Genomic DNA, 14,009 nt, shown 5'->3' on the forward strand with positions numbered 1-14,009 from the left:
TCTTTTATTTTCCTAGATTATTATTATATTTTAGTATATCATCTTATAAACTAAAAGCGGTCAAAATCGGTGTGCGCAATTAACGAACCTGGCTCTGCCACAATGACTTTCTTCTTGTCGTCAATTCTTTTGATTTTTACTAAAGAAAGATGGCCCTCAATTAATTTAACATCATCAAAATCTGCTTCACATAAAACGCAAACACCAGCAATATTACCATTAAATTCTCTAACTAATTGTTGCATTCCTGTTAAAGTACCGCCGGCCATCATATAGTCATCTATCAGCAAAACATTAGAGTTTTCTTTTAACACTCTAGTTGGCAATTCCATTTTAGAAACACGATCAAGTGAAGAAGAAATATAGTTTACTGAAACCGTTGCACCTTCTGTGACTTTTGAACGCTTACGTGCAATGATAAATGGCACATTTAAATAGCGTGCAACTGCCTGTGCTAAAGCTATACCCTTAGTTTCAATAGTCATTACAACATCAATGTCAGAATATGCATACCTGGTAGCAATTAATTTACCTATCTTGTCTAAGTCTTGCGGATTACCAATGATATCGGACAGGTAAACGAAACCTCCCGCTAAAATACGGTCAGGATCTTCAATACGACTGGCCAATTCATTTAAATATTTCTGAGCATGCTTTTTACCCCAAAAAGGAATATAGCGCACACCACCGGCCGCACCTGCTACAGTTTCTAAAATACCATCTTGATTATTTGCTAAAGTGTGTTTCAAAATGGCAAGGTCTTCCGAGATCGAAGACTTTGCTGCACCATATCTTTTTGCAAAAAATGGCAGCGGAATTAAGTCATGTGGCCGTTCCATCAAATATTTAGTCATGTCAACTAATCTCTCTGAACGTTTCATAGAATTACCCTCCTATTGTTTGTCTTTTGCCAGTTACTACTATACACTTAACCATAAAAAAAGGCACTAACATTTTACCAAATGTTAATGCCAAAAAGTATTATTTGGATATCGCTTTAGTTTTACTGTACAGCGTTATCAAATTTTAATGTAATGTTTTTGGTTAACAAATCCGTATAACTATAAGAAACATGTTCAAAATTGTTTGAATCTTGGTCTAGATCAACTACAAAAACTGCGGGAAAAGTATTCTTTAAAATTCCACGTCTTTTTGTAACTTTCTTACGTCCGGCTCTTGCAACTACAGTCAACGAATCACCCAAATGTGAATCCAGCTTACTCTTAATGGTCATAATAGATGTTGGCAATGAAAACAACTCCTTTGGAGTGAATTATACCACTTTATTATTATTTTTTCAATTCTTTTTAAAAACAACCACAGAATATTTTCGTCAATTTTTAACTGGCACACATGCAGCAATTTGGACAAATTGCTTAAGAGTCAGCTGTTCGGGACGAACTCGGGAATCGACACCTAACGACTTAATTAAATGTGTTCGATCTTCATTGTTCGGTATGAGTGCTTTCAAATTGTTATTTAATGTTTTCCGCCTTTGTGCAAAGCACATCTTAACTACCCAATTAAAGTGCTTAGAATCATTTATATCGATTTTACTTTCTGCGGGCAAAGGTGTTAAAACCACAACACTAGAGTCAACTTTTGGTCTTGGAATAAAAGAAGAACTTTTTACAGTCATAAATGAGTGAACAGACATTTCTGTTTGAACAGCGATTGTTAAAGGTCCATATTCTTTTGTTCCTGAATGAGCACTTAAACGATCTGCCACTTCTTTTTGCATCATCAGCGTCAAACTGGCAAATTCTAATTCAGAATTGTTAAGGAAGAAAATAATTGGCGTAGTGATGTAATAAGGCAAATTCGCTACAACTTTGACCGGTTTGCTTAAATCAAAAAAATCTTTCAAATCTTGCTTAAAATCAGCCTTCAGTATGTCCTTTATCTTAAATTTGAAACGTTGATCTAAAGGATAACCGTTTATTTTTTTTGGTAGTTCATTTTGTAATACTTCTAAAAGATTTTCATCAACTTCATAAGCAAAAACCTTAGCGCCGGCATCCAGCAATTGCTCAGTTAAGGAGCCAATTCCAGGACCGATTTCAATTACTTGGTCATCGGGTTTAATTGCTGCCGCTTTGACAATACCATGAAGAGCGTCCAGATCTACTAAAAAATTCTGACCCAGGCTCTTTTTAGCTTTCATAAAATAGCGATTAATAATTGCCTGAGTTCTAACAGGGGAACCAATGGGAATCTCAGTGCTCATCTTGTACCTCCTTAAGAGCTTGTTTAAGTTCAGAAAGTGAAATACCAAAAGTTTGTAAACGGTGATAAAACTGCTTTCCATTTCCATAGCCTATGCGCAGTTTATTGCCAACTTTTTCTCGTGTTTTGCGTGAATTAGGGCCACTTGCTAAACCCAATTTTTGATACTTTTCTCTTGTTAAATCAGTATTTGGCACCTTTTTTTCATGTAAATCACTCAGAGCTTTTTTTAAGGCCTCTTTTGATGCATGTTCAACGCCAAGGGAACCTTTTTTATGAGGCTCTCCCTCTTTTCGAGTAATAAAAGCCTGTTTAGCTGTTGGTACTGCCTGAGTCACCAGACGCCTTATTCGCTCACCATTTAAATCAGGATCAGTCAAAACAATAATATCTCTTTTGCAAGCCAATTCCTGCAGTTCCGCAAGTACAGTTTCAGGAACATCTGAACCATTGGTTTCAATTGTTTCAATACCTGGGAAAAATTGCTTAAGCCGAATTGTATCGTCTTTTCCCTCAACGACTACGACGGCATCAAAATGTTTTTTAGTTAAGTCCATAGACCCTCATTGTATTTGCATATGTTGCCTGAGCAACCTCATCTAGCGGTAGACCTTTTAATTCAGCAATCGCACGTGCCACATAATAAACATTACCTGGTTCATTTTGCCTGCCGCGGTATGGTTTAGGAGTGAGATAAGGTGCATCGGTTTCAACCAACAACCGTTCTAAAGGAGTTTTTTGAGCTGCTTCATGTACCTCCACGGCTTTAGTAAAGGAAACAACCCCAGAATAAGAAAAATATACATTCAAATCTAAGAATTTGGTCAGCCATGAAATGTCACCGTTAAAACTATGCAAAATTGCACCATATTCCAAATTGCTGTTTTTTAGTATTTCGTAGCAATCCCCAAACGCATCTCTAGTGTGAATATCAACAGGCTTTTTTAATTCATGTGCCAGTTCAACTTGTCTTGCAAAAACTTCCCGTTGCTTTGCTCTTGGAGATTCATCCCAATAATAATCAAGGCCTACTTCTCCTAAGGCAACCACACCAGGCAGTTGTAACTGCTCGATCAATAAATCTTCTGCTTTTTGGTCATAATCTTTGGCAACATCAGGGCAGTAGCCAACCATAGCATAAACCTGAGTAAAGCGTTGACTTAAATCAATGGCACGCTTGTTAAAATCAGGATCCTGCCCTGCACAAATTATTTTAGTCACACCCAGTTTTTGCGCACGTTCAAGATAAAATTCTTCTTTACCGCGAAACGGCTCATCCTGTAAATGAGTATGGTTATCAATTAACTCCATTAACTTAGTTGTGCCCCGACTTCATGTTCGTCACCAACTAAAGCTAATTTGACTTCGCCATTTTTCTCACTGGACAAGAGCATACCTTGACTCAAATGACCCAGCATCTTGCGCGGCTTAAGATTAGTTACAGCCAAAACTTTTCTACCCAATAATTCACTGGCATTAGGATAATATTGCCGGATACCACTTAAAATCTGTCTTTCATCACCATTGCCAAAGTCCATTTGGAATTGCAACAGTTTCTTAGACCCTTGAACAGGCTCAACAGATAAAATTTTGCCAACTTGAATTTTTACCTTATCGAAAGCGTCAATTGAAATTTCCTTATCTTTACCTTGTTCATTGCGGCTTTCTTTCTTTGGCTTAGCTTTAGCCATCTCATCTTGAATGTATTTAATTTCTTCTTTAGGCTCAACTCTTGGGAAAATCGGTTTTGGATCAGAAATAACATTAGTATCCCAAGCACATGCACCAAATTCAAATTTCTTTTCTTCATCGTTCTTCCAGTCAAGACCTAATTGTCTGAACATTTCAACTGGAGTTCTGGTCATAATTGGAGCAATCAGCAAAGCAATAATTCTCAAACTTTCTGCTAAGTTTGACATTACACGAGTTAAGTCAGCTGTTTTGCCTTCCTTATTCAAATTCCAAGGCATAGTTTCATCAATATACTTATTAGCACGATTAATAAACTTCCAAATATCCTCGATTGCCTGAGTAAAGTGCAGAGTATCCATTTCTTTTTTGTAGCTGGCAATGACGTCTGCTGCAGTTTGGGCTAAATCCTTACCCAAGTCATCCTGCTCCTGCGCAACGGGTTCAACTTTTCCATTTTGATACTGATTGATCATTGAAACAGTTCTGTTAAGCAAGTTGCCTAAATCATTGGCCAAGTCATAGTTAACCCGTTCAACAAAGTCTTCTGGAGTAAAGACACCATCAGAACCAAACGGCAAGGCCCGCATCAAGTAGTAACGCAGTGCGTCCACGCCATAACGGTTAATAATAGATTCAGGATAAACAGCGTTGCCTTTTGATTTGGACATCTTGCCGTCTTTCATTAAAACCCAGCCGTGACCAATAACATGCTTAGGTAATGGTAATCCCAAGGCCATCAGCATAATTGGCCAGTAAATAGTGTGGAAGCGCACAATTTCTTTACCTACCAGATGAACATCTGCAGGCCAGTATTTCTTAAATAGCGAATCATCATCCGAACCATATCCCAGAGCTGTAATATAGTTAGATAAGGCATCAATCCAAACATAAACAACGTGCTTAGGATCACTTGGAACAGGGATACCCCAGGAAACAGTAGTTCTAGTAACTGAAAGGTCTTCAAGACCTGGCTTTAAGAAGTTGTTGACCATTTCCTTTTCACGAGTGTGAGGAAGAATAAAATCAGGGTGATCTTGATAATATTGATAAAGTCTATCAGCATATTTACTCATCTTAAAAAAGTATGAAGGCTCTTTAACAAGCTGCACTTCATGACCTGATGGAGCCTTACCACCAATCACATTGCCATCATCGTCTTTATAAACTTCAGCCAATTGCGATTCTGTAAAGTACTCTTCGTCTTCTACGGAATACCAGCCAGTATACTCACCAAGGTAGATATCCCCCTGTTTTAGCAGCTGTTCAAATATTTTTTGGACGCCTTTTACATGCTCTTTGTCAGTAGTACGAATAAATTTATCATAAGAAATATCAAGGCTTTTCCACAACTTTTTATAAATAACTACCATTTTATCTACAAATTCTTGCGGTTTAACTCCCTGCTTCTCAGCTTTCTGCTCAATTTTTAACCCATGCTCATCAGTACCGGTTAAAAAGAAGGTGTCGTATCCTTGACTACGCTTGTAGCGTGCCATTACATCTGCAGCGATAGTAGTATACGCATTACCGATAGTCAATCGGCCAGATGGATAGTAAATTGGTGTTGTGATATAAAAAGTTTTTTTATCAGCCATATTCATTTTCTCCTTAATTTTTGTTTAATTATATTATATTATACTACACCAATAAAAAAGCGAATTCCTTACGGAGTCCTCTTTTTTAGTAGATATTTAGCATTTTACGCTTATTTTTAGATTAAAAATTTTTCACTCTTTAAATAGAAATGCTTGATAACTGTAGTCAGTAAAATATATAGAACAAGTATACCAAATACTACCCACATGAATTCAATTGGCATCTTGCCAAAACCCAGTTTTGTTGCTAAAAATGAAAATGGGATCAATGTTCCAATTACTCCAGCTCCAAATGTGGCTAAAGTTACTCCTGGTGCAGCATGCTGTTTAATAAATGGCAAACGTGGATCACGCAAAGCATGAATAACCATTTCCTGGGTCCAAAGTGATTCAATAAACCAACCAGTATGGAAAAGTGCCACAAATGCTACTTTTTGTGTTGCTCCAAGTGCGCTGTAATTTCCACCTGTTAATTGGGGACAAATCACAAAGAATAATAGGGCAAATGTCAAAATATCAAAAACAGATGAAGTTGGGCCAAAATAAAACATGAATTTAGGCAACTTTTTAGTTGACCAGGTTCGTGGCTCTTTTAAAAACTTATCAGACATATCATCAAATGGCAGTGCGAGGCAACTGGTTCCATAAAGTAAATCAAGAACTAACAGCTGCAGTGGGAGCATTGGCAGAAATGGCAGGAAAGAAGAGGCTACCATAATTGACAAGATATTACCAAAATTGGAAGAAAGAGTGATCTTAATGTACTTCATAGTATTGCCAAATACCTTGCGTCCAATTCTAACGCCAGCTTCCAAAACATTTAAGTCCTTATGCAGCAAAATAATATCAGCAGATTCCTTGGCAATATCCACGGCTGTATCAACAGAAATTGAAACATCTGCTGCTTTCATTGCAGGCGCATCATTAATGCCGTCTCCCATATAACCAACAGTATGACCATTTTTCTTTAACAAGTTAATGATTTTAGTTTTATCTTCTGGTGATAATTTGACAAAAATGTTGCACTCTTCCACCATTTTAGCTAATTCTTCGGGCTTCTTTCCCTCCAAATCTGCACCTGTATAAACTGTATCAACATTTAAACCAACTTGTAAGCCCACAGTTCTGGTAACAGCTTCATTATCTCCTGTTAAAATTTTAACGTTAATTCCGTCATACTTTAGACGAGCTAAAGCATCTTTAGCACTTTCTTTAGGCGGATCAAGGAAGGCCAGATAGCCGCATAAAATAAGATCATTTTCATCTTTGACGGAAAATTCTCCAACAGGAGCAGGATTACGCTTGTATCCCAGCATGATAACCCGCAAGCCGTCATCATTCATGTCGTTAACTTTAGCCATTACTTTTTGTTTTCGCTCAGCTGTTAAAGGTAAAATTTGACCGTCAACTTCAAGCTTGGTAGCAACTGCCATCATTTCTTCTGAAGCACCCTTTGTTACTAACAGGTGCTCACCATGTTGCTCATCAGAGTTTTCCACCACGACACTCATGCGCCTTCTGGAAAAATCAAACGGAATTTCATCAATTTTATTGTAATCACGCTGAATTTCACTAATATCCAATTCATCGCCGGCAGCTTCAATTATTGCTTTATCAATCAGATTTTTCATTCCGGTTTGATAATTAGAATTGAGGTAGCCTAATTCCAAAATACGCGGGTTTTCCTGCAAATTTAAATCATAGTGGCGTTCCAAAACCACTTTATCCTGCGTTAATGTTCCGGTCTTGTCCGTACACAAAATATCAGCAGAGCCAAAGTTTTGAATTGAGTTCATCTTTTTGACAATTGTGCCCTTTTTTGACATTTCAATTGATCCCTTAACCAGGTTAGTAGTAACAATTACCGGCAGCATTTCGGGAGTCAAACCCACAGCTGTAGCAATTGAAAAAATTAGCGCATTAACCCAGTCACCTTTGGTGATGCCATTAATGATAAAAACCAACGGAGCAATGATTGCGGTCATAATAATCAATAACTTGGAAACATTTTTGATGCCAATGTCAAATGTTGTATTTTTGACATCGTTATGTGAGATATCATGAGCCAGTTTGCCGAACATTGTTCTTTCACCTGTAGCAAAGACAATTCCCAAACCTGAACCTGAAACAATTGTTGTTCCTTCATATAAAATGTTGGGATAATCTAAATAATCACGGTCGGCACCAATTTTCGGCTTTGAAGTTGCAATTTTTTCTACTGGATTTGATTCACCATTTAAAGAACTTGATGAACAAAAGAGGTCTTTGCTTGTTAGAAGTCGCATATCGGCTGGTACCATATCTCCAGCTGCTAAGCGGATTACATCGCCTACCACTACTTCACTGGTATCAATTTCCTGGTCTTTGCCGTCACGAATAATGTCAGTTGTGACAGAAACCATCTTAAGCAAAGAGTCAACAGCATTTGATGATCTGACGTTTTGCACAAAACTGGTAACACCAGAGATTAAAACCATCGTGACCATTATTGCAACGGTAGTCAAATCCTTTTCACCAGCCGGCACAAAAATATAGTCAGTAAACAAAGACAATGTTGCCAAAACTAATAAAACTAATGTAAAAGGCGTAATAAAAGCTTCAGCTAAAAAACGTAACTTAGAGTTATGTTTATTTGAAGCAATTGTATTTGAACCGTATTCTTCTCTATTTTTTTCTGCCTGCTTGCTAGTTAATCCATTACTGCTCGCATGTAGTCTCGCTAAAGTCTCTGATCTGCTTTCCTTGGCTATTGCCTTTACCAATGCCAAATCTTTGTTGCTGGTTGTACCACTTGGCTTTTTCAGCATTATCCCCACTCCTCATCACAGAACTAACTCAAACAAACTAAAAAAGGGGCGCCCATGCTAACCGCTTGGCGCCCCTTTTCAACAGGTATATTATACTCATCGTTCAGTTTTAACACTACGTGACGTAAGCCTTGCAACTAGCCATCTGGTTTTCGCCTTATATCGACGATAACTATTTGACCCGTTGGCATCTCTGGATGTTTCCGGGCGATAGCATTTGTTCACGTAGGAGTCTCACCTAACAGTTTATTTGTTTCTTATTTAATTGCATTGTGAGTGTAATACATAACATATGATAAAGTCAATATTTTTACCTTTTTTTTACGTTCAAATTGTTTTTAAAGAAATAAATCAACCCACCAATTAATAACGCAAGCGCCAAAGCTATAGGCAAGGCCAACCTGTGAGGATGAGAAAGCTGTGCCCGCTCATCACTGGATAAATCATACTTATCAAGTGAATACTGATAACGTTGATCAATAGTTGTTGCACATGCTCTAAACACAAAGCGTAAGCCTTCATTAAATTTCTTTTTATTAGTGCTACGTAATTTATCAGATTGAGAACGAATTATATTGCCGCGAACATCAGCAGAAAATGCACTATGCAGATCTTTACTGGAAAATATCTGCACATTACGTTTTTTATTTTTAGTGCCAACAACAATAAAAACCGTCCGTTTATACTTGTTTAACTTAGCCGGTGTCAAGTGATCAACCCGATTCACTGTTTTCACAATGATTTTGGGTTGCTCACTAGTCTGAAAATATCGATCATTTTTTGCTAAAATTAATTTGCTGGTTTCGCGTTCAAGCAGATTACTGTTATCTTTAATGTTAGGACTTGAAAAACCAGTCATCGTTAGAAAAATGCCAATAAAGGCCGTGAGCAAAGCAAACTTAGTTTTCAGCGTCTTCCAGTTTATGGGCCAATTGCTCCACATATTGTCGATCGATTTTAATTTGTTCATAAGGAACCCCGCAGTCTTTAAAAAGTTTAATCGCAAGTGGACTGTCATTATAGTCGAAGTAATAATTAATTCTTTTAACTCCAGCCTGCACTAATGCCTTAGCACAATTATAACAGGGAAAGTGTGTGACATAAATTTCTGTGTCATCGGTTGAAACGCCGTTACGTGCACATTGGATCAGTGAATTCATTTCAGAATGAATAGTACGTACGCAGTGCCCGTCAACCAGTTGATGACCAACATCATCACAATGAGGCTGTCCCGTAACAGATCCGTTATAGCCTGTACCAATGATACGATTCTTTTTCACTAAAACACTACCTACTAGTGCCCGATCACATGTCGAACGCTGAGCAATTACTAAGGCCTGCATCATAAAGTACTGCTTCCAGGGAATTCGCTTACGCATTTTTTTACCTCTTAAAATAATTCAAACCGATTGCATCCCTTACCTCTTGTAAGGTTTGGTTAGCTACCTCGTTTGCTTTCTTAGAGCCCTCAATTAACATATCATAGACAGCTGATGTATTCTGTTCATATTTAGAGCGTCGCTCGCGTATTGGAGCCAACTCCTTTTCCAATACCGTATTTAAATAACGCTTAATTTTTACGTCACCCAAGCCGCCTTTTTGGTAATCTTCTTTTAATTGCGCTACCTTATCCTTGTCAGGATCAAAAATATCAAGGTAGGTAAAGACAGTGTTACCCTCAACTTTGCCTGGATCTTCAACATGAATGTGCTGGGGATCAGTATACATTGACATTACTTTTTGTTCAACGGTTTTGGCATCGTCAGAAAGATAAATAGCATTATTTAAGGATTTGGACATTTTGGCATTGCCATCTAAGCCAGGTAAGCGTCCTTCGCCTTTTTCCGGGAAGTAACCTTGAGGTTCTACTAATACATTGCAGTTATAAACACGGTTAAAAGTACGAACTATTTCACGCGCCTGCTCTAGCATTGGCTCCTGATCATCCCCGACTGGTACCAAAGTCGCTTTAAAAGCTGTGATGTCAGCTGCCTGTGAAACCGGATAATTTAAAAAGCCGACAGGAATGGAATCGTTAAATCCTTTTTGCTTGATTTCGGCCTTAACTGTTGGATTGCGTTCCAGACGACTAACAGTGACCAAGTCCATATAATAGGCCGTTAATTCAAACAAGGCAGGTATTTGTGATTGAATAAAAACTGTAGAAATTTCAGGATTTATGCCAACTGCCAAGTAGTCCAGTGCTACTTGAGTTAAACTTTTTTGAATTTTTTCAGGATTACGCGCATTATCAGTTAATGCTTGTGTATCGGCTATCATGATAAATGGATGATATTCGCCTGAATTTTGTAATTTGACCCTGTTTTTTAACGAGCCAATATAATGTCCCACATGTAATTTCCCTGTTGGGCGGTCACCTGTAAGGATAACTTTCTTTTTTATCATACTTTACCTTCCTTAAATAATTAAAATCTTTTTAATGTGATAATTATATTAATTCTACCAAAAATCGTGCAATGATTAAACATGGAGGAAAAAATGTGCAATCAATTTCAACTGCCAAGTCTAGCAGAAATTAAAAAATACTTAGTAAATGACTTAAATTTACCTCTAGTAGAACCGGCAAGCAATTTGCCTCAAAATCAGAGCGTTTTTCCTAAAAGTCTCGCTCCCGTTTTGGTTTATGCTGATAACCAGTTGCAGCTGCTGCCCAAATCATGGGGTTACCCCAGTCCGTATGATCAAAATAAAGTCATATTTAATGCGCGAATTGAACGCTTTTTTGAAGAAAAAAGGTCAATGTGGGACTCTTCTTTTGCCAGATCTCGTTGTATTATTGTTGCCAGCCAATTTTTTGAATCAGGGCATAATACTTATTCCGCCGAAAATGGTCATACTTACCATGAACGCTTCAGTTTCAAGAATGCAAATGGTGCATTAACACTAATTGCCGGAATTTATCAAAAGGATCATTTTTCAATGGTTACTACTCAGCCAAATAGGACTTACGCTGAAATTCATAACAGAATGCCATTAGTTATCCAAGCTGCTGAATTGCGCCAGTGGCTATTTCAGAACTTTTCATCTTTAGTTGATCGCAGCCAGTTAAGTCTTGATTCTGTTAAGCTACCACCTAAAAAGTAACAACAATATTTCCAAGTTAATTCAAATAGCTTCTCACTCCTATTTATTATTACGCAAATTTATTCTGAAACTCGTAAAAAATGACGCTACTTTAAGAAATTTTTCCTTCTCCTAGCAGCTACTTGTAAAATTTTAAAAATCAAAACTTGGTTTCGAAAACGAAACATGATAAACTGTTTGAGTAATGCGGGTATAGTTTAATGGTAAAATGTTAGCTTCCCAAGCTGAAGATGCGGGTTCGATTCACGCTATCCGCTTAAATAAAAAAGCAATGGCTTTAATAGCTGTTGCTTTTTTTGTTTATCAATTTATTAATTTAAGGCCCTTATATCTGTTTTGTTCATATAATATTTAAATATACTATAAATATATATTAATTTAATTTTATATATTTATAATTAATTTAGTGTTAATATAAATTTAGGTATTGTTTTTAAAATTAATGTCAGTTTTGTTCTGGTTTTAATTTTGAAAGGTCAAAAGGTATAATAATGAATTCAAAATTTAATTTACACGGCAGAGAAAAATTAATATTAACCAGTGTCGTTACAACATCTCTAGGTTTAATTGCTATGAATCCTGCTGTCATTAAAGCTGATACTGCAGTAGCTAAACCCTTGACTACAAAAAGAGAAGCAATTAATAAGCACAAAAGCAAGCGTAAAATATTTTATCAAAATAATAACAGTTTAAAAATCAAGGACACAGTCAATAATACTAATAGTTTTGTTTCTAATAATACAGACGTTAACCCATTAAAAAGAGTTGTTAATGCTAGCGCAAATTCTAATCCTACTCTTAATACTGCAGAACAACTTCAGCCATCAAATATCCAAAACATAAAAGATGCGCAAAAATCCTCAGCAGGAACAATGTTAGTGAAGGAAGAGGATCCTGAATCAGTAATGACTGGTGAGTGGGACGGATTAAAAGTAACGCTTGATACAGATGCACGTATATGCACTATTTCAGGTGGTACAATTACTGATCCTGATCAACTTATTCCCTATATTCCCAATACATACGGACTCGCTGAAACATTAAAGTTTGATGGTCCGTTGAAAATTATTGGTAAAGCAAACGGGATATTTTCTGGCCTTGCTTACACGACTAAAATTGAAGGTTTAGAAAATATTGATACATCTCAAGTTACCAGTATGAGTCAAATGTTTAGTGGATGTGAGAAGTTAAAACAACTTGATTTAAGCAGTTTTGACACCAGAAACGTTACCAATATGTACGCAATGTTTCAAAATTGTAAAAGTCTTACCAGCTTATCTCTTAAAAACTTTGATACGGCCAAAGTTAATGAAATGACTAACATGTTTAATAATTGCACCAACTTATCCAGTTTAGATCTTAGCAGCTTTAATACTTCCCAAGTCAAGAGTATGTTTAGCATGTTTGGCTATTGTACTAGTCTTTCCAGCCTAGACCTTAAGAATTTTGATACTGCTAAAGTGCTTGAAATGTCAGCTATGTTTAGCAACTGTATTAACTTGAAAACATTGGATATCAGCAATTTCAATACCCTTTCTGCAAAGAAAAGTTACATGCTAGCCGGAGCTTCTAATTTGAATACTTTAATTTTAGGGCCAAATTGTTCTCTTAAAAATACTGCACTAGATAGACCTGGTTTTTGGCTAAATGTTGGCAGCGGCACTATGGAACATCCTGAAGGCAGCAAACATTGGACATCCAAAGAATTAATGTCCAAATATACAGGTGAACAAGATCATGATACCTATGTTAGAACAAATTCTGCAGTCATAGAACACTTTCTGGATGAATCAGGAAAAAACATTGCTCCGGATAATGCTCTAACTGGAAACAGTGGCGATCCATATTCCAGTAGTTCTAAAGACATTAATGGCTATATTTTAAAAACTAGTCCGACAAACACCAAAGGAACTTTTTCTGACCAAATCCAAGAGGTTACTTATGTTTATGCTAAGAAACCGAGACAAACAGGATCCCACTATATTGGAGAAGGAGTCGTTACAGTTCACTATCGAGATGAAACCGGCCAGCAAATTGCTCCTGATCAGGTTCTAAACGGTAATGTCGGAGATGGTTATCTTACGCAAGAAGTACAATTGACTGGCTATAATCTGACCCAAAGACCAAATAATGCCACTGGTTTCTATACTGATAGGCCGCAAAGTGTTACCTATATTTATTCGAAAAATGTCACAAACTGGACTGCAGTGAGGAGAACAGTTTTTCATAATTCCTATCTGTATGACCAAAATGGCAGTCGTAAAACTGGCAAATACTTTATGGGCAAGATCATTTGGACTTATGGCACTAAAGTTATTCAGGGCAAGAAGTATTACGATTTAGGCCAGAATAACTATATTAAGGCTACTAACGTCTCAGGCGTTAAGCGCAAGCTCAGGCGCAACAGCTATGTTTATAGTAAAGCGACTAAAAAGCTACAGCGAAAATCCCTAAAGAAAGGGCAAAAAGTTAGAACTTATGGCGCAGCCGTTAAGATCCAGCAGAAGCTATATTATATCGTAGGGAAAAAACAATACGTCAAAAAGAGTGACTTTTAATAAATATTACAAGTAAAAAATAAGAG

The 14,009-nt window shown here is 37.0% G+C and carries 12 protein-coding genes, 1 tRNA gene and 1 riboswitch; of the genes, 3 read left to right on the forward strand and 10 right to left on the reverse strand.

The genetic code is table 11. The annotated features are described in order from the left end of the window. Nucleotides 1–50 precede the first annotated feature (50 nt). The 10 genes from purR to trpS all read right to left on the reverse strand — a co-directional run bounded on the left by purR (nucleotide 51) and on the right by trpS (nucleotide 10,726). Nucleotides 51–881: a pur operon repressor gene (gene purR / locus LACWKB10_RS01705; protein WP_034978006.1), complete on the reverse strand. Its 831-nt coding sequence runs from the start codon at nucleotides 879–881 to the stop codon at nucleotides 51–53. A 122-nt stretch (nucleotides 882–1,003) separates the two neighbouring features. Beyond that, on the reverse strand, nucleotides 1,004–1,249 hold the full coding sequence (locus LACWKB10_RS01710) for a Veg family protein (RefSeq protein ID WP_034978009.1): 246 nt from the start codon (nucleotides 1,247–1,249) through the stop codon (nucleotides 1,004–1,006). Nucleotides 1,250–1,333: 84 nt separating this feature from the next. Next, nucleotides 1,334–2,227 (reverse strand): 16S rRNA (adenine(1518)-N(6)/adenine(1519)-N(6))-dimethyltransferase RsmA, encoded by an 894-nt coding sequence (gene rsmA / locus LACWKB10_RS01715; protein ID WP_034978012.1) that lies wholly within the window; start codon nucleotides 2,225–2,227, stop codon nucleotides 1,334–1,336. After that, nucleotides 2,217–2,783 carry a ribonuclease M5 gene (gene rnmV / locus LACWKB10_RS01720; RefSeq protein ID WP_034978016.1) on the reverse strand — a complete coding sequence of 189 codons (567 nt, stop codon included), beginning with the start codon at nucleotides 2,781–2,783 and terminating at the stop codon, nucleotides 2,217–2,219. Before rnmV ends, rsmA begins: the two co-directional genes overlap by 11 nt. Continuing rightward, nucleotides 2,770–3,537: a TatD family hydrolase gene (locus tag LACWKB10_RS01725; protein WP_034978019.1), complete on the reverse strand. Its 768-nt coding sequence runs from the start codon at nucleotides 3,535–3,537 to the stop codon at nucleotides 2,770–2,772. Before LACWKB10_RS01725 ends, rnmV begins: the two co-directional genes overlap by 14 nt. Continuing rightward, nucleotides 3,537–5,513, reverse strand: coding sequence for a methionine--tRNA ligase (gene metG / locus LACWKB10_RS01730; RefSeq protein ID WP_034978022.1), 1,977 nt, complete (start codon nucleotides 5,511–5,513; stop codon nucleotides 3,537–3,539). Before metG ends, LACWKB10_RS01725 begins: the two co-directional genes overlap by 1 nt. A 116-nt stretch (nucleotides 5,514–5,629) precedes the next feature. Then, the gene (gene mgtA, locus LACWKB10_RS01735) at nucleotides 5,630–8,320 is read right to left on the reverse strand and encodes a magnesium-translocating P-type ATPase (protein WP_034978024.1); all 2,691 of its coding nucleotides are present in this window, start codon (nucleotides 8,318–8,320) and stop codon (nucleotides 5,630–5,632) included. Nucleotides 8,321–8,407: 87 nt separating this feature from the next. Beyond that, nucleotides 8,408–8,573: riboswitch (M-box (ykoK) riboswitch) on the reverse strand. 57 nt (nucleotides 8,574–8,630) lie between these two features. Then, nucleotides 8,631–9,290, reverse strand: coding sequence for a TPM domain-containing protein (locus tag LACWKB10_RS01740; RefSeq protein WP_369792466.1), 660 nt, complete (start codon nucleotides 9,288–9,290; stop codon nucleotides 8,631–8,633). Then, the gene (locus tag LACWKB10_RS01745) at nucleotides 9,220–9,699 is read right to left on the reverse strand and encodes a deaminase (protein ID WP_034978027.1); all 480 of its coding nucleotides are present in this window, start codon (nucleotides 9,697–9,699) and stop codon (nucleotides 9,220–9,222) included. The genes LACWKB10_RS01740 and LACWKB10_RS01745 overlap by 71 nt, the downstream gene beginning before the upstream one ends. Nucleotides 9,700–9,703: 4 nt before the next feature. Then, the gene (trpS, locus tag LACWKB10_RS01750; protein ID WP_369792467.1) at nucleotides 9,704–10,726 is read right to left on the reverse strand and encodes a tryptophan--tRNA ligase; all 1,023 of its coding nucleotides are present in this window, start codon (nucleotides 10,724–10,726) and stop codon (nucleotides 9,704–9,706) included. 93 nt (nucleotides 10,727–10,819) lie between these two features. Here trpS and LACWKB10_RS01755 point away from each other — a divergent pair, with 93 nt between their 5' ends. From LACWKB10_RS01755 to LACWKB10_RS01765, 3 genes are all read left to right on the forward strand, one after another. Then, nucleotides 10,820–11,425 (forward strand): SOS response-associated peptidase family protein, encoded by a 606-nt coding sequence (locus LACWKB10_RS01755; protein ID WP_034978030.1) that lies wholly within the window; start codon nucleotides 10,820–10,822, stop codon nucleotides 11,423–11,425. 186 nt (nucleotides 11,426–11,611) lie between these two features. Further along, nucleotides 11,612–11,682: transfer RNA gene (locus tag LACWKB10_RS01760), tRNA-Gly, on the forward strand. A gap of 234 nt (nucleotides 11,683–11,916) precedes the next feature. Then, nucleotides 11,917–13,983 (forward strand): BspA family leucine-rich repeat surface protein, encoded by a 2,067-nt coding sequence (locus tag LACWKB10_RS01765; protein ID WP_034978032.1) that lies wholly within the window; start codon nucleotides 11,917–11,919, stop codon nucleotides 13,981–13,983. Nucleotides 13,984–14,009: the final 26 nt, after the last annotated feature.

This window comes from Lactobacillus sp. wkB10 (genome assembly GCF_000760615.1).
In the GTDB taxonomy this organism is placed as follows: domain Bacteria; phylum Bacillota; class Bacilli; order Lactobacillales; family Lactobacillaceae; genus Lactobacillus; species Lactobacillus huangpiensis.

Bases quoted from the DNA above. Each gene is read 5' to 3' on its own strand.
- LACWKB10_RS01745 (WP_034978027.1), bottom strand. From the start codon at position 9,699: ATGCGTAAGCGAATTCCCTGGAAGCAGTACTTTATGATGCAGGCCTTA.
- trpS (WP_369792467.1), bottom strand. From the start codon at position 10,726: ATGATAAAAAAGAAAGTTATCCTTACAGGTGACCGCCCAACAGGGAAA.
- purR (WP_034978006.1), bottom strand. From the start codon at position 881: ATGAAACGTTCAGAGAGATTAGTTGACATGACTAAATATTTGATGGAA.
- LACWKB10_RS01755 (WP_034978030.1), top strand. From the start codon at position 10,820: ATGTGCAATCAATTTCAACTGCCAAGTCTAGCAGAAATTAAAAAATAC.
- mgtA (WP_034978024.1), bottom strand. From the start codon at position 8,320: ATGCTGAAAAAGCCAAGTGGTACAACCAGCAACAAAGATTTGGCATTG.
- LACWKB10_RS01740 (WP_369792466.1), bottom strand. From the start codon at position 9,290: ATGAACAAATTAAAATCGATCGACAATATGTGGAGCAATTGGCCCATA.
- LACWKB10_RS01725 (WP_034978019.1), bottom strand. From the start codon at position 3,537: ATGGAGTTAATTGATAACCATACTCATTTACAGGATGAGCCGTTTCGC.
- rnmV (WP_034978016.1), bottom strand. From the start codon at position 2,783: ATGGACTTAACTAAAAAACATTTTGATGCCGTCGTAGTCGTTGAGGGA.
- rsmA (WP_034978012.1), bottom strand. From the start codon at position 2,227: ATGAGCACTGAGATTCCCATTGGTTCCCCTGTTAGAACTCAGGCAATT.
- LACWKB10_RS01765 (WP_034978032.1), top strand. From the start codon at position 11,917: ATGAATTCAAAATTTAATTTACACGGCAGAGAAAAATTAATATTAACC.
- metG (WP_034978022.1), bottom strand. From the start codon at position 5,513: ATGGCTGATAAAAAAACTTTTTATATCACAACACCAATTTACTATCCA.